The following is a 21,923-nucleotide window of genomic DNA, read 5'->3' as shown; positions in this document are numbered from 1 at the left end:
CGCGCCAAATATTTTTTAGAAGTCGTATGATGCCTCGACGTATAGCTGACGTCCGATTGGATCGTCATACCCAGTTGCATAGAATGGAGAGGTATCGCTTAGAGGATCTGCAGGCGGTACTTTGTCAAACATGTTGATAGCACCAAGAGTTACACGACCACTCTCGTTGAATTGGTAAGAAGCCGTTAGGTTCCACGTTGTCATACTAGCGATTTCTGCTTTGTAACCCGCTTTTTTAGCAGAATCACAGTCATCAAAGTAGTAACGGTTTGCGTAGCTTGAACACATACGGTCGCGGTATTTACCAAATAGGTTGATAGCGACATCTTCATATGCCCAGCCAAGATTTAACGTTGCGGTGTATTCAGGCATGAAATCTCTTTCATCCGTTACAGGCTCGCTGTCGTTTTCTTGATATTCAGCAATCAAGATCTTCGTTACAGCAACACGCGTGTTAAATGAACCGAACTCATTAGTGTCGTATGCGTATTTGATCGCTAGGTCAATACCAGAACGCTCTTCATACGACTGGTTCACTGGACCATAGGATACCGACTTGATGGTGCCATCTGGGTTACGAACGACTTCAGTACCTGGGTATTTACCTGGATCGTTAATTACGTCTTGGTAAGTTGGTGCTGTTACGACGTCTTCCATCTTGATGTGGTACCAGTCAACAGTTACACCAAGATCATCCACAGGCTCCCACGCTAGGCCCAAGTTAATGTTTGTACTTGTTTCTTCTTTCAGCTCAGAGTTAGGGCCATTAAGCGTATCGAAGTACTGAGTATCACACTCTGGGTACTTGTCTTTATCTTGTGGGCCGCTACCACCAGCGTTGGCACAAAGCACAGGGTCAAAACCAGAACCAAAGCCTCGAGTTTGATCACCAAATAGTCGCTTCAAGTCTGGAGCTCGGAAGCCTAGACCGTAGCTACCACGTAGCAATAGGGTGTCAGTAGGACGGTATGCTAGGGCTACTTTAGGAGTGAATGCGCCGCCAGTTGCCGAGTCGTCGAAGTAGTGGTCGTAACGACCAGCGACAGTCATTTCTAAATCTTCAATGATAGGAATAAGAGCTTCAACACCAAGACCAATCTGATCGCGGTCACCGCCGCCTGATGTTCCACCTAGACCAGAGAAACCACCAGCTGCTGTTGTCGCATCAATCGTCTCATTGTAGTCAGTACGGTTCCATTCACCATAAACAGCAAAGCCAGACATACCTGCAGGAAGTTCAACCAAATCACCAGCCAGTGAGCCGTTAACAGAGTAAAGCTTTGAGTAAGCTTCTTTGCTTGAAGTGCCGCTGTATTTGTCTACAACGTCTTGAGAGATAGGCCCTAGAAGATCGACATCACCATTTTGTACAGCTTGGTCGAGAGTTAGGAAGATTGCTGGGTTGCTTGTTTCAACGCTTTGCTCAGAGTAACCAGCGGATAGGTCCCAATCATACGTATCAGCAAGCAGGCCGTTCAAGCCTAAGGTTAAGCCAAAAGAATCGGCTTCAGTGTTACTTTCGCGTGGTCCAAATTCGACCATACGGCGAGTGTATTCGCCTTCGCCGCGGAAGTGAGTGGCATCAACTTCAACGCTGTAAGGGTTAGGTTCGAATTCAGATTCTGTAGACTTGTAGCCAAAACGGGCTTCTGCCATGGCAGTGACATTGTCGTTAATGTCCATTTCACCACGTAAAAGTAGGTCTACTTGTTTGTTTTCTGGTTTTAATGTTCGGTATGCAGAGCGGTTAACACCACACTTTCCATCCGCTCGTTCAATCGCGGCATCACCAACGACTTCTTTACAGGAAGAACCAGCATCAGCTGGTGTTAGGAGTGTTCCGTTGGCGCCTTCAAAGTTTGCACCGTAGCTAGAGTAGCCACTTAGCTGAGAACGGCTAGAACCGTCATCGCCAGCCCAATCATCTCGGTCAGATTGCTTTAGCATTTCGTTGCCCGCAAATTGGCCAACGAAGAGAATACGTTTGTCGTCAAAGTTTTTGCCAGCTACAACGTCTAAACGACCATTTTGGTAACCACCATCCGTCGCGTCACCCGCGCGTACTTTTACAGAAACGCCATCAAAGTCTTTCTTTAAAATGAAGTTTACGACACCACCGATTGCGTCGGAGCCGTAGATAGCAGAACCTGAGTCGGTCATTACTTCAACACGCTCAATAGCGGCGACAGGGATTTGGCCGATATCTTGGAAGTTAGATGTACCATCTTGTGCTAGCGGGTATTGAGGAAGACGACGGCCATCAATAAGAATCAATGTGCGTGACGCGCCAAGGCCACGTAAGTTGACTGACTGCGCTGCTGGTGTAAACGAGAAAGAGTCTGTTTGAGCCATTACACCACCTGTGTTTTGGGTCAAACTGTTCAATACGTCTTGCGCGCTGTTAAAGCCTTTAGACTCAATGTCTTTACTATTAATAACAGTAACTGGTGAAGGACCTTCCATATCCGTCGTGGAGATACGCGAACCAGTAACTTTCATCTTTTGAAGTTTTTCAACTTGCTGCTCTTCTGCCAGTGCTGTTGCTGGGGCTGCAACTGCTGCTGTCCCCAAAGCAAGGCTTATCGCAACAGATAAAGCGGTTGTGTTTTTATACATCCTTGTTGCTCCGATTATTATTATTTCCTATGTCTGGCCGCATAGCGGCCAAATGTGACGTTAATATTTCGTTAACGTTCGGCCAATGTATAACCGAGATGAAAAAAGGAAGTCAAACCAGTGGTAAACGGGGATGCTTAAATGTAAAAAAGATGTAAATAACCAGGCTTTATTTAAAAGGCGGAATAAAAAACCGAATAAGGTTTATGAATCGAGATTAAATTTCAATAAAACACCGTATTTTGTGTTTCTTATAAACTTTAATGACTTATCTTGCCTATGGTTTTTTAGTGGGTAATTGAATCTGGAAAAAGATATTTTTCCAGTGAATTGTTCTGAGATGAGTTTTATATCGAATCCATACTTTGTTAGCTCGAACTTATTAGGTGGTATCAAAATATGATACCCATTGCTGTTAAAGGGCTCACTCGTATTTTTAGGTCAAATATAACCTTGGATTATGTGTCTATTTATGTGTGTAGGGTGCATTTTTATGTAGGGTTTTGGCTCTAAACAGCCTAGATTGATATTCTGTATGAATTATTTTTGTGGTTTTTTATAATTTTTTACAAAAACATTTCTGTTTTTCGACATCGAAGGAAGTTTGTCATGTTTTGGTTTCAAACACTTGAAGCTGATGTGGATTCAAGATAAATATGACGCTGAAATTATTGCAGTAGTAGAAAAGTCTAGCTCTTGAGGCGCAGGGAGTGTGCTTCAACAGTTTTAGTTACTACGAGATAAATATGCACCATTTTGGGCGGAAAATATCCTCTTTCACTCCGTTTGAACTGGACAGTAGACAAGGAGCAAGTTGTATATGCTGTCGTACTTTTTACGCCGTTTGGCGTTGGTTATCCCAACGTTTCTCGGGATAACTATTCTCATCTTTGCTATCACTCGTTTCGTGCCTGGCGGACCTGTTGAACGCATGTTGTCACAAATGCAGTCTCAGGGAGATGGCGCCGCATCAATGACGTCTGCGGGTGGTAATACGGCCCTTTCTGACGATCAAATCGCGGAGCTGAATGCGTTTTATGGCCTGGATAAACCTGTAACGGAAGCGTACGTCGAGTGGTTAAGTCGTTTGGTAATGCTAGATCTTGGCGAGTCGACGCGTTACTACGAGCCTGTCTCGGACATGATCGCAGAGCGTTTGCCAGTGTCGTTGTTTTATGGCGGCATGACCTTCTTTATTAGTTATTTTATCTCGATTCCTCTTGGTTACTATAAGGCACTCAAGCACGGTTCTGTGTTTGATTCCGCTTCTTCAGTACTCATTTTCGTAGGCTACGCGCTACCAGGTTATGTGGTGGGTGTATTGCTGATCACGTTATTTAGTTATCACTTGGAATGGTTTCCGATGGGAGGCTTTGTCGGCGATGACTTCGACGATTACGAAACCTTCTTTGAACGCGCTAAAGACATTATGTGGCATGCGGTGTTGCCTTTGATCTGTTACCTCATTGGTGATTTTGCCACGCTGACGATGACAATGAAAAATAACCTGATGGAAAACCTTTCCTCAGATTACATCCGCACCGCAATTGCGAAAGGATTACCTTTCAAAAAAGCAGTTCGTAAGCACGCGTTGCGTAACAGCTTAATTCCAATCGCGAGTCACTTTGGTAACTCTTTGTTGTTCTTCATGACCGGTGCCTTCCTGATTGAAGTTATCTTCAATATTGATGGCATTGGCTTATTAGGTTACGAATCAATCATGGAGCGTGATTACCCTGTTGTTATGGGTATTGTCGCCATTAATGCGTTGTTACTGCTCATTGGTAACATCATTTCAGATATTTGTGTTGCTTTAGTCGACCCACGTGTGAAGTTTGGAGCGTAACATGATTAAAGTTAGTCCATTAACTCAAAAGAAAATTCGTCACTTTAAAGAGATCAAACGAGGCTATTGGTCGTTTGTTGCTCTTTCTATCATGTTGATCCTTTCTTTATTCGCCGAACTTTTGATCAACAGTAAAGCGCTAGTCGTCAAGTACGATGGTAGCTACTATTTTCCTGTTGTCAGTGACGTACGTTTAGGTAGCGAATTCGGCCAAGAGTCATCCAGTGAAGCCGATTATCGTGTACTGCAAAAAGCGTTTGAGGCTGAAGGGGGCGACAACTTTGTTATTTTGCCGCTTGTGCCGTGGAACCCATATGAACAAGATTTTAGTGGTGATTTCCCGCCAACAGCACCTAGTGCCGAAAATAAGCATTATTTAGGTACAGATGTGATAGGTCGCGATATTTTGGCGCGACTCGTCTACGGATTCAGAACGGCGATGGGATTTGCGTTGCTTACGATGGCCATTTCCTACGCGATCGGTACTGCAGTCGGTTGTGCTATGGGTTTTTGGGGCGGTAAATTTGACTTGTTTGTACAGCGACTTATCGAAATCTGGTCAATGGTCCCGTTTTTGTACGTCATTATGATTCTTGTCTCAATCGTTCAGCCGACGTTTGCTCTCTTTGTCGCTATTAACGTGCTTTTCACTTGGATGGGTATGACATGGTACATGCGGACCATGACCTATAAAGAAGCGGCACGAGAATATGTAATGGCGGCTCGTGCTTTAGGGGCATCGACTGGACGTATCTTGTTTAATCACATCTTGCCAAATACGATGGTGATGATTGTAACCCTAGCGCCTTTCACTATTGCAGCTAACATCACAGCACTGACTGCTCTCGATTACCTAGGCTTAGGCTTGATGCCACCAACGCCAAGTTGGGGTGAACTACTGCAACAAGGTAAGTCAAACTTAGATTCGCCATGGATTGTTGCGTCAGTAGTGACTTCTATTGTTCTGGTTCTGGTAATGGTGACCTTTATTGGTGAAGCCATTCGAGCGGCTTTCGACCCGAAAAAATTCACACGCTATGTTTAAGCGAGCATTGTGAGCAAAACATAAAAAAGGGAAGTTTTATGAAGAAATTATTTTTAGCGTCCACGCTGAGCGCCCTGAGTTTTGGTGCAATGTCAGCAACGCTTCCGACCGACTTAAACTGGCAAACAAACTGGGATGAGCCTCAATATGGTTCGCCAGAAGCGAAACGTGGAGGGACTTATCGCACCTTTATGTCAAGTTTCCCGCAGACGTTACGTAGTGTTGGTCCAGACGCTAATGCAGGGCTACGTTCTTTTATCTTAGATGAAACACCAGGCTTGGTGGTCCGCCACCCAGATACTTTAGAGTTCATCCCTGAGCTTGCTAACGAGTGGGCGTTAGCAGGTGACAACAAAACGGTCTATTTCAAACTCAACCCTGAAGCCAAATGGTCGGACGGCAAACCTGTGACTGCCGACGATTTCGTGTTCATGCTGAAGTTTTATCGTTCCAAAGACATCTTGGAACCTTGGTACAACGATTACTACAACAAAACGATTGCGGATGTTATCAAGTACGACACTCATACGTTTGCTGTTAAGGCGGCGAAAGAGTTTAATCCGGAAGAATTGCTGTTACGAATGGGGGCTCTGCGCCCACGTCCCGCACATTTTTATGCTAACCCTTCAAAAGATGAAAATGGTGACGGTATACATGACAACTTTGTCCGCTACTACAATTTTAAAAGTGAACCAACGACCAGTGCATACTACCTAGATGACATTAAAAAAGGTAAAAGTGTGACCTTCAAACATGTCGGTGAAGACTGGTGGGGTTACAGCAATAAGTATTATCAACATCGCTATAATGTCGACAAAATCCGCATCACAGTGATTCGCGACAGTGATATCGCGATGAAGCACTTTGAGAAAGGGAAGCTGGACGCATTTGGTCTTGTTTTACCAAGCTTGTGGCATGATAAATCGAATACGGAACCTTACCAAAAGGGATACATTCAAAAGTTCTGGGGTTACAACCAATTCCCAGTTGGGGCTGGTGGTGTATGGATGAACACCGCGATGCCTTTGCTGGATGATTTAAACATTCGCAAGGGCATTACTTACGCGATTGACTTTGATGGCATGATAGAGAATGTCATGCGTGGCGACTACTCCCGTAAACCGAACCCGACCGGTTATGGTCATGGTAAATACACCCTACCAGATGCTAAGGCACCGAAGTTTGATCCCGCAAAAGCGGCCGAGGCATTCGAAGCCGCAGGCTTTAACAAAATTGGTTCTGATGGTATTCGTGTCAATGATAAAGGTGAGCGCTTAAGCTTCGAGCTGACCTACGGAACACCTGTTCATACTCCTCGTATTGCCTTTTTGCGTGAGCAAGCCAAGCTAGCAGGGCTGGATATTGAGCTCAAGTTAGTTGATGGCTCATCCATGTTCAAATACGTACGTGAGAAAAAGCACGATTTGGCTTTCTTAGATATGGGTACGTCTGAGATCCCAACGTATTGGGAGTACTTCCATTCAGTCAATGCGAACAAGCCGCAAACTAACTCTTTCACAAACTACAGCACGCCAGAACTGGATGAAAAGATCATCGAGTATCGTTTTGGCATGGATATGGATAAAAAGATCCAGCTAGGTCATGAGATTCAGCGTGACATCATTGATGCTCACGTTATCGTCCCAGGCTACATGGTTCCTTATGTCCGCTATGGTCACTGGCGCTGGTTAAAGTTTCCAGATAAGCCAATGAATCGCATGACAGAGGCGCTGTTCAGTGGTTCAATCATAGGCGATGGCACTTACTGGATTGATAGTGATATCAAAAAAGAAACGAAACAAGCGATGAAATCAGGCAAAGCTTTTGAACCTGTTGTTGTCGTAGATGACACTTATAAGCTGTAAGGATTGGTTATGGAAAACGATGTAATCCTAAGTGTTAAAGATCTCGAAGTTGAATTTACCACCGATGATGGGCCAGTGAAGGTTCTGCATGGTGTGAACTTTGATGTGAGAGCTGGACGTACACTCGGCCTGGTGGGAGAGTCAGGTAGTGGCAAGAGCGTAACTTCAATGTCGATCATGGGGCTATTACCTAAGCCATATGGCAACATCATTAAAGGTGAAGTGAATTATCGCGGCACCAACCTAGTTGATTTGCCTGCGGAAGAGATGTACGCCATGCGTGGCGATCGTATTTCGATCATCTTCCAAGACCCGATGACGGCGCTCAACCCAGTGCACACCATTGGTCGTCAAATATGTGAAGTGCTTGAGCTCCATCGACCTGAGCTCGACAAAAAGGAGCGGGAGGCGTACTCGATTGAGATGCTGGCAAAAGTAAAAATTCCAATGCCAGAGAAGCGATTGAATGAGTATCCCCATAACCTATCTGGTGGTATGCGCCAGCGTGTCATGATCGCGATGGCATTGGCCTGTAAGCCGGATATTCTGATTTGTGATGAACCGACTACAGCGTTGGATGTTACGGTTCAGGCGTCTATCCTTGAACTGATGAACGAGCTTCAGGAAGAAACAGGCATGGCAATGATCTTCATCACTCACGACCTCGGGGTTGTGGCAGAAGTGTGTGATGATGTTGCCGTGATGTATGGTGGGCGTATTGTCGAAAAAGCAGAAATTTTTGAGTTGTTTGATAACCCGCAGCACCCATACACAGAGCGTTTGATGGGGTTGATGCCGAGCTTAGATAATGAGCCAAAGCAGATGATCGATATCAAGCCTATTGATGCCAGTATGTTTGCCAGTTAACTGAGCAAAGTGAACCAGTCATAAAAGAGGATGTTATGGCAAAAGAAGTATTAAGAATTGAAAATCTTAAGCAGCACTTTGTTTCTGGTAAAGGGCTGTTCAAGAAAGGCTACACCATCAAAGCGGTAGACGGGGTTTCACTGTCTGTTTCTGAAGGTGAAACACTGGGGCTAGTTGGTGAGTCAGGTTGTGGTAAAAGCACCCTTGGTCGCACGATCTTAAAGTTATACGAGCCAACGGAAGGTAAGATTTTCTTTGAAGGTAAAGACATCACTAAATTGTCTGTTAAAGAGATGCGCTCGCTGCGTAAAGACATGCAAATCGTCTTTCAAGACCCAATGGAGTCACTCAATCAGCGTCATACCATCGGTATGATTCTGGAAGAACCGCTTGTTATTCATAAAATTGGCACGCCAACAGAGCGTAAACAATGGGTAAAAGAGCTTTTAATCAAAGTGGGATTACCAGAAACGGCAGTAAACCGTTATCCACATGAATTTTCAGGCGGACAACGGCAGCGTATCGGTATTGCTCGCGCGATTGCATTGAAGCCTAAACTACTGATTTGTGATGAATCGGTATCTGCGTTAGATGTGTCGGTACAGGCGCAAATCTTGAACCTATTGCTACAACTGCAACAAGAAATGAATTTGGCGATCATATTTATCTCTCACGATCTCTCGGTGGTGAAACATGTCTCTGACAAAGTTGCCGTGATGTATTTTGGTAAAGTGGTAGAAGCAGGCAGCGCTAAAGAAATTTATGCAAACCCGCAAAACGAATACACCAAAAAGCTCCTATCTGCGATTCCGATCACTCACCCTAAATATCGGAAGAAAAAGCGCGTAGCTGAAAAAAAGCAGCAAGTGGCGTAAGTGATGCCACAGGTCCTATAACACAAAAGCGCTCCGCCAAATAAGCGGAGCATTTTTATAAGCAAATGCCAGGACTTGGAGTCGATTCGCACTGATGTTTATTCTGATTGATTGAAGATCGTTGCATGCTAAACTCAAGGCCTATTTTCTTTGTTTGGATAATGGACCATGCCGTCGAATTTACCGAAATCCTTTAGTCGACCTTTCCTGAAAATCTTCCATATTTTGGAGGCGGTGTTATTAGTCTCTATTACCTTGGCGACGTTGTACGCCATGATGCAAGAGTTTGTGCACGTATTTGTAGAGAAGCGTGTCTTACTCACAGATATTCTTTTGATGTTTATCTATCTGGAAGTGCTCGCCATGGTGCAGCAGTTCGTGATGAACGGTAAAATTCCGGTACGCTATCCTATCTACATCGCGATGATGGCGATCGCCCGCTATATCACTCTCGGAATGAAAGAGCTGGATGCAGTTTTGGTTGTGTGGTTATCTCTGGCTGCGTTTATTTTGGCTGCGGCTACTTTGCTGATCAGAATTGGACATCATTATTGGCCCTACGTTGATAACAGTACCTTGGAAAAAGACGAATAAAAGAAAGCCCCGTATTAGCGGGGCTTTTTTGTTTCAATACTCGATGACTTTTAGATCATTCAATGTTTTGGATCTGCTCACGCATCTGTTCAATTAGAACTTTCAGTTCAACGCCCGATGCGGTGATGTCGGTGCTGATGGATTTCGACGCTAGCGTGTTCGATTCACGGTTGAACTCTTGCATCATGAAGTCCAGACGACGACCGACTGCGCCACCTTTTTTCAGAATGTTTGTGGTTTCTTTTACGTGAGAATCAAGACGGTCTAGCTCTTCTGCTACGTCTGATTTCTGTGCCAGAAGGATAAGCTCTTGCTCGATACGAGATGGATCCAGTTCCACTTTAGCGTCTTCGAACTTCGAGAATAGTCGTTCACGTTGCCACTCTAGTATTTCTGGCATGCGTGCGCGCACTTTCACAACTTCTGATGTGATCGCTTCTAGGCGTTGCTCAATCAGCGCCTTCATGTTCTCGCCTTCACGAGCGCGCGCTTCAATAAATTCATCCATTGCGCCATCAAACGCTTCTAGTAGCACTTTATTTACCGCATCCATGTCTTGCTCTGGCGTTTCCATTACCCCCGGCCATTGCATGACTTGAAATGGATTGATTCGGCTCAGTTCACCAGTCATGTGCATGACTTGTTCAGCGGCTTTAATTACCTGGCTAGCAAGCGCTTCATTGATGCTAAGCTCACCTTTTGCGGCAGGGTTTGCTTCAAAACGCAGATTACATTCTACTTTGCCTCGCGCTAAGCGCTTACGAAAGCGCTCACGTAAAACGGGCTCTAACCCGCGAAATTGTTCTGGCATGCGGAAGTATGTTTCTAAATAACGCTGGTTCACGCTGCGGATTTCCCATACCGCAGAACCCCAATCGCCTTTTACTTCTTTGCGTGCATACGCTGTCATACTGTAAATCATCGAATTTTCCTGTCTTCATTTTTTGAAAATTACTTCAAGAGTGTATCACGCTGCGTCGATAGGTGCGCGGGATGTATGGATTGTTTATGTTGTGCCAGATGCGTAACCTATGAATCCGGAATCGATTCCGTTATAATCTTCGCCCAACCAAATCGTCTTCTCCTCATATTTAAGGTAGATGCCCATGCGTCCAAACGATCGCAAGGCGGATCAAGTTCGCCCTATCAAAATTACTCGTAACTACACAGCTTACGCTGAAGGGTCAGTGCTAGTTGAGTTCGGTAACACCAAAGTGTTGTGTAATGCGACCGTCGAAGAATCTGTGCCACGTTGGCTAAAAGGTCAAGGTAAAGGCTGGGTTACAGCTGAATACGGCATGCTACCTCGAGCAACACATTCGCGTACTCGTCGTGAAGCGGCAAGTGGCAAACAAGGCGGCCGTACGATGGAAATTCAGCGTCTTATCGCGCGAAGCCTACGCGCTGTTGTCGACCTAAAAGCCATGGGTGAGTTCATGATCACCGTTGACTGTGACGTTATCCAAGCTGACGGTGGTACGCGTACTGCATCTATCAGCGGCGCAAGTGTTGCAATGGCCGATGCGTTCCAACACCTAGTAGATAGCGGCAAGCTAAAAGCAAACCCAATGAAAGGCCACGTAGCGGCAGTTTCTGTCGGCTTACTAGGCGACGAAGTATTGTGTGATCTTGAATACGTTGAAGATTCAGCGGCAGACACAGACATGAACGTAGTAATGACCGAAGAAGGCAAGATGATTGAAATTCAGGGCACCGCAGAAGGTGAACCGTTCAGTCACGAACAGTTGATGGCATTGCTCGAGTCGGCGAAAGTCGGCATTACGGAAATTGTCGCAGCGCAGAAGGCGGCGTTAGCCAATTGATTTAGATAGCTCCCATTATGGGGGCTATTTTTTTATCTCGACAATAGAGAAATGAATGATTGTCGAGAAGAGACACAAGAAACCAAGGACATAGAGAGAAAATAATGAAAGCATACCAGCGTGAATTTATTGAGTTTGCACTTGAGAAAGAAGTTCTTAAGTTTGGTGAGTTTACTTTGAAATCTGGCCGTAAAAGCCCGTACTTCTTTAACGCTGGTCTTTTCAATACTGGTCGTGACCTAGCGCGTCTTGGTCGTTTTTACGCAGCCGCGCTCGCTGATTCAGGCATTGAGTTTGATGTGCTGTTTGGCCCGGCGTACAAAGGGATTCCAATCGCGACGACAACAGCAGTCGCGCTGGCGGATCATCATGACGTCGACACGCCTTACTGCTTCAACCGTAAAGAAGCGAAAGATCACGGCGAAGGCGGTAACCTTGTAGGCTCTGCGCTTGAAGGTCGCATCATGCTAGTGGATGACGTAATCACAGCAGGTACTGCGATTCGTGAATCGATGGAAATCATTCAAGCAAATGGCGCAGACCTTGCTGGTGTGTTGGTTGCGATTGACCGCCAAGAAAAAGGCAAAGGTGAGTTGTCTGCGATCCAAGAAGTGGAGCGTGACTTTGGTTGTGCAATCATCTCAATCGTTAGCCTGACTGACCTTGTGACTTTCCTTGAAGAGAAAGGCACAGACAAAGAGCATCTAGAAGCAGTCAAAGCGTACCGCGCAGAATACGGCATTTAATTGGTTACTTTTTCTGAAAAAGTAAAAAGGGCAGATGGATATTCATCTGCCCTTTTTTGTTTTTGGATTCATCGCCTTGACCACTTACTTATAGCGAATGCCTTTCTCGACATGCTCATCTTGCATGGTTTTATAGCGTTTATGGAGCCACATCCATTGCTCTGGAGCGCGTAGAATGACTTCTTCCACATACTTGTTCATATAAGCGGCAGCGGCGACTTCGTCTTTTTGTGGATAGTCGGCTTCAATGCACTTATCGGCGATGATGTCGTATTTTCCTTCGTCATTGCGAAACCCTGAGCCTGGGATGATCGCACATTTTGAGGTATACGCCAGAATGCTCGTGCCTGTTGTTGTACACGCATCGTCTACGGCAAAGAAGGGCACAAATACTGATTTTTTGCGACCGTAATCGTGATCCGGTAAATAGAACAGACGCTCACCACTGCGTAATACACGAATCATCTTTTTTACATCTTTACGATCAATCAGTTTATTGCCGTTATGTGTTCGTCCCCAATACTGGATAAAGTTATAAGCAGGATTATTATGCGGACGAAACGCGCCGTACCCGGCCACGCCTAACACGGCGAAAGCACGCGCAGTGATCTCTAGATTTAGAGCATGGACACAACAAAGTAGGACGCCTTTACCTTCTTTGGCTTTTTCACGCAGTGCGCCGAGATCTTTCTCGACGATCAGGTTTTTAAAGCGCCAAGTCGGCCAGAACCAAGTGATTCCGGTTTCTATCAGTGCCATACCGGTATTTTTGAAGTTCTCTTCAACAATATGTTGAATCTCTTCAGTTGTTTTGTCTGGAAAGGCCAATTCTAAGTTACGCTGAGCAACGTGGACACGCTTTTTACCGTAGCGCATGCCAAGTTTACCGAGTGAACGACCTAATGAAAGCAGCAGCCGATAAGGAAGAATATTGACGAGGATGGCCAACAGACCAAAACCAAGCCATACGCCCCAGTTACGAGGGTGAAGAAGTGAAAGAGAAAACTCGGGCTGCGTGTATTTGTCTTTACTCATAGTCTTTTACTTTATTTGTGCACTCAAAAGCGCCCAGTACTCGTCAAAGTTTGCAGTCGGCTGGTATTTAAAGTCGCTACGCACAAAGCGGTTTAGGCTCCCCTCAACTTGTCCCAGAATTTGCGCGGCTAGGATGCGCTCTTCGACAGGGAAAGACTTCCCTTCACGAATCTTACGTTCACGCAGGATTTGGCGCAATTGTGTTTCTATACGCTCAAAGAGTTGATTGATGCGTTCACGTAGGCGTTCATTTTCAAACATTAGAGCATGACCCGACAAAATGCGTGTCAGACCTGGGTTACGTTCAGAGAACGCCAAAATAAGGTGCATCACCATACGAATACGCTCTAGTGTATCTTTTTCGTCGTCTAGAATACGGTTGATACGTGTCATCAAGGCTTCTTCAATGAACTCAATCAATCCTTCGAACATGCGCGCTTTACTTGGGAAATGACGATACAGAGCGGCTTCTGAAACGCCGACTTGCTTGGCCAGTTTTGCCGTAGTAATGCGTGAAGCGCCATCTGTTGATTCAAGCATTTCTGCCAATGCTTGTAAGATCTCTTCACGACGGTTGGATTTTTTACTGCCGGCCATTAGTTACTTCCTTTCAAAATACAAAGTTGAGCGGAGGGGATTATAAGACGCTATTTCGCCTCAAACTAGATCACTAAGGGTGGAATGGGAGATTTAACACCCTTAGTTGTCATTTTTTTACCAAATTTATGCCAGCTTTTGTAAAAAATTGGCAGGGTTTTCAAACGTTAGTTACATCAATTGATGCATTTTTTCGAGAATTTTAAAGCTCAATGCTTCTTTTGATTCTAAAGTGAGCGCAAGTTCACCTTCAGGCCAGTAAAGGGTAATTGCGTTGTCGTTGCTGTTAAATCCTTGCCCTGCAACCGAAACGTCGTTTGCACAGATCATATCGAGGTTTTTCTTCGTTAACTTGCCTCGAGCATAGGTCTCTACATCATTGGTTTCAGCCGCAAAACCGACGGTAAACGGACGCTTCTCCGTCATTGCTGCCACAGATGCAACAATATCAGTATTTTTAACCATATTAATGACCATTTCGTCGTTGTCTTCTGTCTTTTTCAACTTTTGAGACGCGATCGTTTGTGGGCGGTAGTCGGCAACGGCAGCGCAGCTAATAAAGGCATCATGCTGGTTTGCATGTGTCATAACGGCTTCGTGCATCTCTTGTGCACTGGAAACATTTATGCGCTCAACACCTACGGGCGTATTTAAACTGACAGGACCGCTCACGAGGGTGACTTTTGCTCCCATCTGCGCTGCGGCGCTCGCCAATGCATAGCCCATTTTCCCGGAGCTATGGTTTGTAATGTAACGCACTGGATCAATCGCTTCGCGAGTTGGTCCGGCGGTAATGAGTATCGACTTACCTTCTAGCAATTTTGGTTGAAAGAACTGTTCACATAGATGTACTAGCTGCATTGGTTCCAGCATTCGACCTGGTCCTACATCACCACAGGCTTGCTCTCCTGCCGCAGGGCCCCAGATGTGCATACCACGACGCGCTAACGTAGCGATGTTCTCTTGGGTTGCGATATTGCGATACATCTGTTGATTCATCGCAGGAGAAACAGCAACAGGGGAATCCGTCGCGAGCACGAGCGTAGTAAGTAAATCGTTCCCCATGCCTGCGGACATGCGCGCGATTAAGTCCGCGGTCGCGGGCGCTAATAGCACTAAATCTGCCCATTTGGCCAATTCAATATGGCCCATAGAGGCTTCCGCTGCTGGGTCTAGTAAACTGTCCGAGACAGGACGGCCCGAAACGGCTTGCATGGTTAAAGGGGTAATGAACTCTTTTGCGGCTTTCGTCATTACAACTTGAACTTGCGCTCCTCTCTCTATGAGGCGACGGGTTAGCTCCGCACATTTATACGCGGCAATACCGCCACTGATGCCGAGTAGAATTTTCTTTCCTGCTAGTGTTTGCATGTGAGATCTCCAATTTGATGACCGGATTTTAACACAATTCAAAGTCTGACCGCCCGAGCATATATAACGAGAAGATAATTCACATCAAACTCCAGAGTATTAATCTGACCGAGGAAGGGAAAATTCTCGCCTACCTCACAGACAAGTTGCGCGGAGTTTGCAAGTCTGAAAAGAAAAAGAGGTAGTGGAAACCATGGTGTTGAAAAGTCGAAACAAATTGCTGCTGATAACCCTAATTCCGCTGTTGTTGATCACCACGTTGATCTCAGTGGTGTATTACATCAACAGCAGTAAAAGTTTGGAAGCAGAGCTGGCAAGAGACAGGCAAGAGCTCATCGAAACGAAAAAGAAAGAGTTACAAGCCTATATGATGATGGGCGTGACGGCGATAAAACCGTTATACGACACGGATGTAAATGGAAGTAATAAAGAGGCAGCAAAAGAAATTCTGAAAGCCATGCGCTTTGAAAGCGATGGTTACTTTTTTGCCTACGACTCTCAAGGTGTGAATACGTTGCACGCCATCAAACCTGCATTAGAGGGTAAAAACCTTTACGACTTAAAAGATGAAAATGGGGTCGCAGTTATTGCGGGCTTGATTGACGCTTCTCAAAAAGGGGATGGGTTCCTCTATTTCTCGTGGCACAAACCGACCATTGACGCACAAGCGCCTAAGTTGGGCTATGCAGAATATCTATCGAAATGGGACTGGGTTTTAGGTACTGGCGTTTATATTGATGACATCGACCAGCAAGTTGCGATGCACAGAGAGTTAAAGACTCAAGAGCTAAAAGAGCATACATTATCTGCCGTGTTGATTTCCGCTATTGGATTGATCATTACCAGTGTTCTCACCAGTATCGTGGTGTCTAAAGGCATTCAGCCATTACAACATGTCGCGGCTTCATTAAAAGATGTTGCCGCAGGCGGCGGTGACTTAACGGCTCGTTTAAAAGTCGAAAGTCAGGATGAAGTCGGTGAAGTGGCAGCGGCGTTTAATGAGTTTATGGATAAGCTGCACCCACTGATGCAGGATATCCACCGCTCTGCGACGACAGTACAAACCGTTTCCCAAAGCCTGAACACTCAGACCAGCCAAGCGAGCGGCCAAATGCAGGACCACTGTTTAGAGACGGACAAAGTCGTGACTGCGGTGACACAAATGAGCATGACTGCCAAAGAAGTAGCCAGCAATACTAATGCGACCGCGCAGGCAATTGACGATGCCAACAGTCAAGTCACCGCCGCTCAGCATGAGGTCGAGCAAGCAATAGAAGGCATTACCGAACTCGTGACGGAGATAGACAGCACGTCAGATGCAATTTCTGAGTTGAGTTTACAGACCGAAAAAATAACCAAAGTGCTGGATGTGATTGGCGAGATAGCCGAGCAAACGAATTTGTTGGCCCTAAATGCGGCGATTGAAGCGGCTAGAGCCGGTGAGCAAGGTCGAGGGTTTGCCGTCGTTGCGGATGAAGTGCGCTCGTTAGCCAGTCGTACGCAAAATAGTACTCATGAAATTGGCGACATGCTCAAGCAGCTACAAAATGGTGTATCAAGAGCGGTCAGTACGATGTCGGTGAGCCAAAAACGAGGTGTCAAAACGGCGGAAGAATCTGCGCTCATTCAGCAATCTCTTTCTGGTGTTCATCATTCTATCGGAACAATTCGAGATATGGGTATTCAAACCGCGTCTGCCGCAGAAGAACAAAGCGCGGTTGCAGAAGACATCAACCAAAACTTAGTGGCTATTCAACAGATCGTGAACAACATTAATGAGACGTTGCAGCATGCCGAGTCAATCAGCACGCAGCTATCACAGTCTGGAACAGAAATTCACGGCTTGGTTGGCAACTTTAAACTCTGATGAACTGTTAAGTTGCATGGAAAACACTGATAGTACGAAGAAAGCGAAAGTCATACTCGACTTTCGCTTTTTGTTTTGTGGAATAGGGACACTTTCCATATAAAGAGACATCAGATGATACTGAAAGCTTTGCCAAATGAGTCCATGCCCAGAGAGAAGCTACTGCAACGAGGGCCGCAAGCTTTGACCGATGCTGAGCTACTGGCCATCTTCTTGCGCACAGGCACCCGCGGAATGAACGTGATTGAGCTTGCAGACTTCCTTATTCAAGACTTTGGTTCGCTCAGACAACTATTTTCAGCATCAGAAGAAGAGTTTTGTCGTCACAAAGGATTAGGGCAAGCCAAGTATGTTCAATTGCAAGCTGTACTAGAAATGACACAACGTTACTTGGCGGAGACGCTAAAGCGTGGTGATGCCTTAACCAGCCCCGACCAAACTAAGTTATATCTGTCTTCTATTTTGAGGGATCGGCAAAGAGAGGCTTTTTATATTCTTTTTCTCGATAACCAGCACCGAGTGATAAAAGATGAAATTTTATTTGAAGGAACGTTGGATGCAGCGTCGGTGTATCCGAGAGAAGTTGTTAAGCGTGCTCTGCATCATAACGCGGCGGCTTTGATTTTGGCGCACAATCATCCTTCAGGGGTTGCTGAGCCGAGCCAAGCTGACAGAAGGATTACAAGGCGTCTCATTGACGCATTAGCATTGGTGGATATTCGTATTTTGGACCATTTCGTCATCGGAGATGGGGAAAGTGTCTCTTTTGCTGAAAGAGGCTGGATATAACTGTGCGTTTTTTAGGTTGTTAGTTGCTAAAAATCTGCTATCATCCACGCCACTAAATTTTTAACTGAATTCAGCTTGGACTGCTAAAAAAATCTGCTGTCTAAAAAAAAGATCACGAAAACCTGTAAAAAGGATCTGTTCGGGTCTTGAGCAATGCATATCAAGTTAGTATAATGCGCGACCTTTGATAGCCTTGTATGGATTTTCCATAGCGGTTCTTAACCTCTAACTTCTTTTCGAGAGATAGAGAGGTTCGGCCACCAAGGTTGATATCGAGCTGAAACGATTTTGGAGAAGACATTCATGTCACGAGTATGCCAAGTAACTGGTAAGCGTCCAGTAACGGGTAACAACCGTTCACACGCACGAAATGCTACTAAGCGTCGTTTTCTGCCGAACCTACAAACTCATCGTTTCTGGGTAGAGAGCGAAAAACGTTTTGTTAAACTACGTCTATCTGCTAAAGGTATGCGCATCATCGACAAGAAAGGTATTGATACTGTTCTTGCAGACATGCGTGCACGTGGCGAAAACGTTTAAGAGGAAATAAGCAATGGCAAAGAAAGGCGTTCGTGAGAAAATCCGTCTAGTATCTTCTGCAGGTACAGGCCACTTCTACACAACTGATAAGAACAAGCGTAACATGCCAGGCAAATTTGAGATCAAAAAGTTTGATCCAGTAGTTCGCCAGCACGTTATGTACAAAGAAGCAAAAATCAAATAATTGGTTTCAGTCTCTTTGATGAATTGAAAAACCCAACTTTCGAGTTGGGTTTTTTATTACCTGAATAAAAGTGCTGAAGATAAAGTGTTCAGTACGTCATCGGATTGTAAAGTACTGCTGAAGCTATTTTACTGGTCCGACTCTATACTCGAATTTTTGATTGATCGCTCTCTGCCGCTTAGTTACAACTTCCCTACACACTTGCACACCGTTGTTCTAGTCAAGCTCAATACTCTTTGGTAATTTACTCATAACGATAAGAGAGTAGAGATGGTTATGCGTGTGAGTCCGGCTCGTCGCCGCCGATGGAACAATATTCTTATTCTGGGCATTATCGCATTTATAGTGATCTTAAATGCGCCGATGTGGATCAAAACTTACCTATTAACAGATCAAGCAGACCCTTACCCAAATGTACTTCGCTCCGACTATACGGTGGAGTCTTTGTACTATAGTGGCTGGGAGTTCGAGCTGCATGATGGACGGTGGCAATCCAACATCAAAGTTGATGCACCGATCAGTGAACTTGTATCACGCTGGCAATCATTAGAAGGGACGGAGCTTACCTCAAAACAGTACGATCATTTAAAACCTAACCTGACGGTACCTGAAACGGTAGAAGTCTGGTATCAGGATATCGAAGAGCCGCAGCGGGTGACTTTCTTTCGTTTATCTGATTTTTGGCTATTTAAAACCTGGCAAGACAAATGGGTCGCTATCTCCGTCGATGAAAACTACCTTATGCCAGAGTAGAGCCTTTTTGCGCCTATACCCCTAATAAGCTTCCCTATTTATCGTTTTTCTTTTCGATTATGCTAGCAGCGAGAACTATTAGCCGGTGAATTGGAGAATTTAATGCCTGAGTTGCCAGAAGTTGAAGTGAGCCGTATGGGGATTAGCCCCCACATGGTTGGACAAACGATCCAGTCGTTTACTTTTCGAACGCCTAAATTGCGCTGGGATATTCCTACAGAGCTTAAAAAATTGGAAGGGCAGGTGATCCGTGCGATTAGCCGTCGTGCGAAATACTTACTGATCGAGACAAACACAGGTACAGCCATTGTTCACTTGGGCATGTCTGGGTCTTTACGTGTCCTAGATGCCGACTTTCCGCCAGCAAAGCACGATCATGTGGATCTCAAACTAAGCAGTGGAAAAATACTGCGTTATAACGATCCGCGTCGTTTTGGGGCATGGCTGTGGTGTGCTCCTGGTGAGTCACATGCTTTACTAGCAAACATGGGGCCTGAGCCTTTAACTGAAGAGTTCAATGCGGAATATGTAGCGGAGAAAGCTAAAAATAAGCGTGTCGCCGTCAAGCAGTTCATCATGGACAACAAAGTCGTGGTTGGTGTCGGGAACATCTACGCGAATGAGTCGTTGTTTAAATCTCGAATTCACCCTTCAAGGCCTGCAGGTAAGCTAACTTCTCAAGAGTGGGGGTTACTTGTTGAAAATATCAAAATGACACTTGAGGTTGCCATTACGCAAGGTGGGACTACTCTGAAAGATTTTGCGCAAGCCAATGGAAAGCCGGGTTACTTTGCACAAGAGTTATTGGTTTACGGAAAAGCCGGAGAGCCATGCCCAGAGTGCGGCGAACGACTTCAAGAGCTAAAGATTGGCCAACGTAATACCTTCTTTTGTAGTGAGTGTCAGAAGTAAGTCGAGCTATTATCGAGCTTAAGTTGTTGTAATCTTGCGTTCGAGCCTCAATAATTCAATCAGTTTCGAATAACTTAGTAAATTATATGAAAGTCATTTATCCGGGCACTTTTGATCCAGTGACTAATGGTCACCTCAATCTAATAGAACGTACTCACGAAATGTTTGATGAGGTTGTGATTGGCGTAGCCGCAAGCCCATCGAAGAACACCATGTTTTCATTGGAAGAGCGCGTTGCACTGATGCAGGACGTTGTAGCGCATTTACCTGGTGTGACGGTAAAGGGGTTCTCCGGGTTATTAGTGGATTTCGCGAGAAATGAGAAAGCTAAGGTTCTTATTCGTGGTTTACGAACAACGGTAGACTTTGAATACGAGTTTGGACTGACCAACATGTACCGAAAGCTATTACCAGGAATTGAGAGCGTATTTTTAACTCCTGAAGAAGAGTTTGCGTTTTTATCGTCGACTATCGTGAGAGAAGTCGCGATTCATGGCGGAAGTATCGAACAATTCGTTCCCAAGCCAGTAGCCATCGCGATTGGGGAAAAACTGAATGAAAGACAGTAAGTTCCCTTATTATTTCTCAAACGCTCTCTCGATACTTATCCCTCGCTTTGTATATCGAGCACAAGCCAAGCGTTTACTTTCGAATCTGACCGAAGCAGAGCAGCAACGCTGTATTGAGCGGGTGAACTATTACAATAAGTGTGAAACGCCGTTTTCAGTTGATAGCCGAGAACAAAGTTACTCGACCATCGATACATTCAAAAAAACGAAAGGCTGGACGTATTTTTTCGATCTTCGCCAAGTTGTACGCTATTTCCCTTCCAGTTTTGCGTTTAACTACATCAACGGCGATGTTACACACATCCCCAATGTACCGAGCTTTATAAAAAGCCGCCCTATTTTTGGTAACAACCAAAATTCAGTGGTGTTGAAACTTAATCAAGTTCGTCATTTTAAATTTATTGATGATCCTGTTCGCTATCAAGATAAAAAGGACATGGTAGCGTGGCGCGGCGTGGGTTTTCAGCCGCATCGTAAAAAGGTGATTCATGCGTTTTACAACCATCCGCAATGCAATATTGGCCAGACCCGCCCGGTAGAAGGGAAACCATGGGAAAAGGGCTTTATGAGTATTGAAGAGCAACTGCAGTATAAGTTTTTGCTCTGTATAGAAGGCAATGATGTGGCCACCAACCTTAAGTGGGCTATGTCGTCTAACTCCTTGGTTATTATGTCAAAGCCAAAATATGAGACTTGGTTTATGGAAGGTAAGTTAGAGGCAGGCGTCCACTATGTTGAAGTGAAGGATGACTATTCGGATTTACCCGAAAAGATGGATTATTACCTAGCGAATGAGCAAGAAGCATTAGCGATCATTGAAAATGCGCACCAGTGGGTTGAGCAGTTCAAAGATAAACGTAAAGAGCGTTTGATCTCATTGATGGTTGCCGATAAGTACTTCGCTTTATCTCAGCAACAATAAAAAAGGGGCGAAACGCCCCTTTTTTATAATCTTTGTGCCGTCCTAAATAAGGTTGACACTTTCTACCCCCAAAATTGGAGAGTGTTATGAAATCAACAACTAAAAGA

The 21,923-nt window shown here is 45.1% G+C and carries 21 protein-coding genes; 16 read left to right on the top strand and 5 right to left on the bottom strand.

All coding sequences use genetic code 11. The features are described from left to right. Nucleotides 1-15: 15 nt before the first annotated feature. Nucleotides 16-2,616, bottom strand: coding sequence for a TonB-dependent receptor plug domain-containing protein (locus R8O11_RS14975; RefSeq protein WP_017634998.1), 2,601 nt, complete (start codon nucleotides 2,614-2,616; stop codon nucleotides 16-18). An 820-nt stretch (nucleotides 2,617-3,436) separates the two neighbouring features. On the opposite strand from R8O11_RS14975, the gene R8O11_RS14970 reads away from it, so the two are divergent. The 6 genes from R8O11_RS14970 to R8O11_RS14945 all read left to right on the top strand — a co-directional run bounded on the left by R8O11_RS14970 (nucleotide 3,437) and on the right by R8O11_RS14945 (nucleotide 9,708). Then, on the top strand, nucleotides 3,437-4,462 hold the full coding sequence (locus tag R8O11_RS14970; RefSeq protein WP_005384771.1) for an ABC transporter permease subunit: 1,026 nt from the start codon (nucleotides 3,437-3,439) through the stop codon (nucleotides 4,460-4,462). A 1-nt stretch (nucleotide 4,463) separates the two neighbouring features. Continuing rightward, nucleotides 4,464-5,507 (top strand): ABC transporter permease, encoded by a 1,044-nt coding sequence (locus R8O11_RS14965; protein ID WP_005379369.1) that lies wholly within the window; start codon nucleotides 4,464-4,466, stop codon nucleotides 5,505-5,507. A gap of 38 nt (nucleotides 5,508-5,545) precedes the next feature. Beyond that, nucleotides 5,546-7,372 carry an extracellular solute-binding protein gene (locus R8O11_RS14960; protein WP_005384774.1) on the top strand — a complete coding sequence of 609 codons (1,827 nt, stop codon included), beginning with the start codon at nucleotides 5,546-5,548 and terminating at the stop codon, nucleotides 7,370-7,372. Nucleotides 7,373-7,381: 9 nt separating this feature from the next. Beyond that, nucleotides 7,382-8,239: an ABC transporter ATP-binding protein gene (locus R8O11_RS14955; RefSeq protein ID WP_005379371.1), complete on the top strand. Its 858-nt coding sequence runs from the start codon at nucleotides 7,382-7,384 to the stop codon at nucleotides 8,237-8,239. Nucleotides 8,240-8,274: 35 nt separating this feature from the next. Beyond that, nucleotides 8,275-9,114, top strand: coding sequence for an ABC transporter ATP-binding protein (locus R8O11_RS14950; protein ID WP_318194251.1), 840 nt, complete (start codon nucleotides 8,275-8,277; stop codon nucleotides 9,112-9,114). A 168-nt stretch (nucleotides 9,115-9,282) separates the two neighbouring features. Next, nucleotides 9,283-9,708, top strand: coding sequence for a phosphate-starvation-inducible protein PsiE (locus tag R8O11_RS14945; protein WP_025768316.1), 426 nt, complete (start codon nucleotides 9,283-9,285; stop codon nucleotides 9,706-9,708). A gap of 55 nt (nucleotides 9,709-9,763) precedes the next feature. Here R8O11_RS14945 and R8O11_RS14940 read toward each other — a convergent pair whose 3' ends face one another. Beyond that, nucleotides 9,764-10,630 (bottom strand): YicC/YloC family endoribonuclease, encoded by an 867-nt coding sequence (locus R8O11_RS14940; protein ID WP_005379378.1) that lies wholly within the window; start codon nucleotides 10,628-10,630, stop codon nucleotides 9,764-9,766. 184 nt (nucleotides 10,631-10,814) lie between these two features. On the opposite strand from R8O11_RS14940, the gene rph reads away from it, so the two are divergent. Beyond that, nucleotides 10,815-11,531, top strand: coding sequence for a ribonuclease PH (rph, locus tag R8O11_RS14935; RefSeq protein ID WP_031780917.1), 717 nt, complete (start codon nucleotides 10,815-10,817; stop codon nucleotides 11,529-11,531). A 104-nt stretch (nucleotides 11,532-11,635) separates the two neighbouring features. Beyond that, entirely contained in the window at nucleotides 11,636-12,277 is a 642-nt protein-coding gene (gene pyrE, locus R8O11_RS14930) for an orotate phosphoribosyltransferase (protein WP_026000307.1), read from the top strand. Nucleotides 12,278-12,361: 84 nt separating this feature from the next. Here the strand turns inward: pyrE and R8O11_RS14925 are convergent, their stop codons facing one another. The 3 genes from R8O11_RS14925 to coaBC form a co-directional block, all read right to left on the bottom strand. Further along, entirely contained in the window at nucleotides 12,362-13,312 is a 951-nt protein-coding gene (locus R8O11_RS14925; protein ID WP_253652099.1) for a Kdo(2)-lipid IV(A) acyltransferase, read from the bottom strand. A gap of 6 nt (nucleotides 13,313-13,318) precedes the next feature. Continuing rightward, nucleotides 13,319-13,909, bottom strand: coding sequence for a nucleoid occlusion factor SlmA (gene slmA, locus R8O11_RS14920; RefSeq protein WP_005379386.1), 591 nt, complete (start codon nucleotides 13,907-13,909; stop codon nucleotides 13,319-13,321). 171 nt (nucleotides 13,910-14,080) lie between these two features. Further along, nucleotides 14,081-15,280, bottom strand: a complete 1,200-nt coding sequence (gene coaBC / locus R8O11_RS14915; protein ID WP_318194250.1) for a bifunctional phosphopantothenoylcysteine decarboxylase/phosphopantothenate--cysteine ligase CoaBC — start codon at nucleotides 15,278-15,280, stop codon at nucleotides 14,081-14,083. 193 nt (nucleotides 15,281-15,473) lie between these two features. Here coaBC and R8O11_RS14910 point away from each other — a divergent pair, with 193 nt between their 5' ends. The 8 genes from R8O11_RS14910 (at nucleotide 15,474) to R8O11_RS14875 (ending at nucleotide 21,816) form a co-directional block, all read left to right on the top strand. Further along, nucleotides 15,474-17,147 (top strand): methyl-accepting chemotaxis protein, encoded by a 1,674-nt coding sequence (locus R8O11_RS14910; RefSeq protein ID WP_033905951.1) that lies wholly within the window; start codon nucleotides 15,474-15,476, stop codon nucleotides 17,145-17,147. A gap of 114 nt (nucleotides 17,148-17,261) precedes the next feature. Next, nucleotides 17,262-17,936 (top strand): RadC family protein, encoded by a 675-nt coding sequence (gene radC, locus R8O11_RS14905; protein WP_017820707.1) that lies wholly within the window; start codon nucleotides 17,262-17,264, stop codon nucleotides 17,934-17,936. Between the two features lie 303 nt (nucleotides 17,937-18,239). Then, nucleotides 18,240-18,476, top strand: a complete 237-nt coding sequence (gene rpmB, locus R8O11_RS14900) for a 50S ribosomal protein L28 (protein ID WP_005384783.1) — start codon at nucleotides 18,240-18,242, stop codon at nucleotides 18,474-18,476. A gap of 13 nt (nucleotides 18,477-18,489) precedes the next feature. Continuing rightward, nucleotides 18,490-18,660 (top strand): 50S ribosomal protein L33, encoded by a 171-nt coding sequence (gene rpmG, locus R8O11_RS14895; protein ID WP_004410866.1) that lies wholly within the window; start codon nucleotides 18,490-18,492, stop codon nucleotides 18,658-18,660. 276 nt (nucleotides 18,661-18,936) lie between these two features. Next, entirely contained in the window at nucleotides 18,937-19,413 is a 477-nt protein-coding gene (locus R8O11_RS14890) for a hypothetical protein (RefSeq protein ID WP_318194249.1), read from the top strand. A 102-nt stretch (nucleotides 19,414-19,515) separates the two neighbouring features. After that, nucleotides 19,516-20,325, top strand: coding sequence for a bifunctional DNA-formamidopyrimidine glycosylase/DNA-(apurinic or apyrimidinic site) lyase (gene mutM / locus R8O11_RS14885; RefSeq protein ID WP_033905952.1), 810 nt, complete (start codon nucleotides 19,516-19,518; stop codon nucleotides 20,323-20,325). 86 nt (nucleotides 20,326-20,411) lie between these two features. Further along, a complete protein-coding gene (gene coaD, locus R8O11_RS14880) occupies nucleotides 20,412-20,894 on the top strand; it encodes a pantetheine-phosphate adenylyltransferase (RefSeq protein WP_017820709.1) in 483 nt (160 codons plus the stop codon). Next, nucleotides 20,881-21,816 carry a glycosyl transferase family 90 gene (locus R8O11_RS14875; RefSeq protein ID WP_053303391.1) on the top strand — a complete coding sequence of 312 codons (936 nt, stop codon included), beginning with the start codon at nucleotides 20,881-20,883 and terminating at the stop codon, nucleotides 21,814-21,816. The genes coaD and R8O11_RS14875 overlap by 14 nt, the downstream gene beginning before the upstream one ends. The last annotated feature ends 107 nt before the right edge of the window (nucleotides 21,817-21,923 follow it).

This window comes from Vibrio sp. 1288 (genome assembly GCF_033344475.1).
The sequence above is the reverse complement of the archived record's forward strand: the minus strand, read 5'-3'. Positions and strand labels throughout refer to the sequence as shown.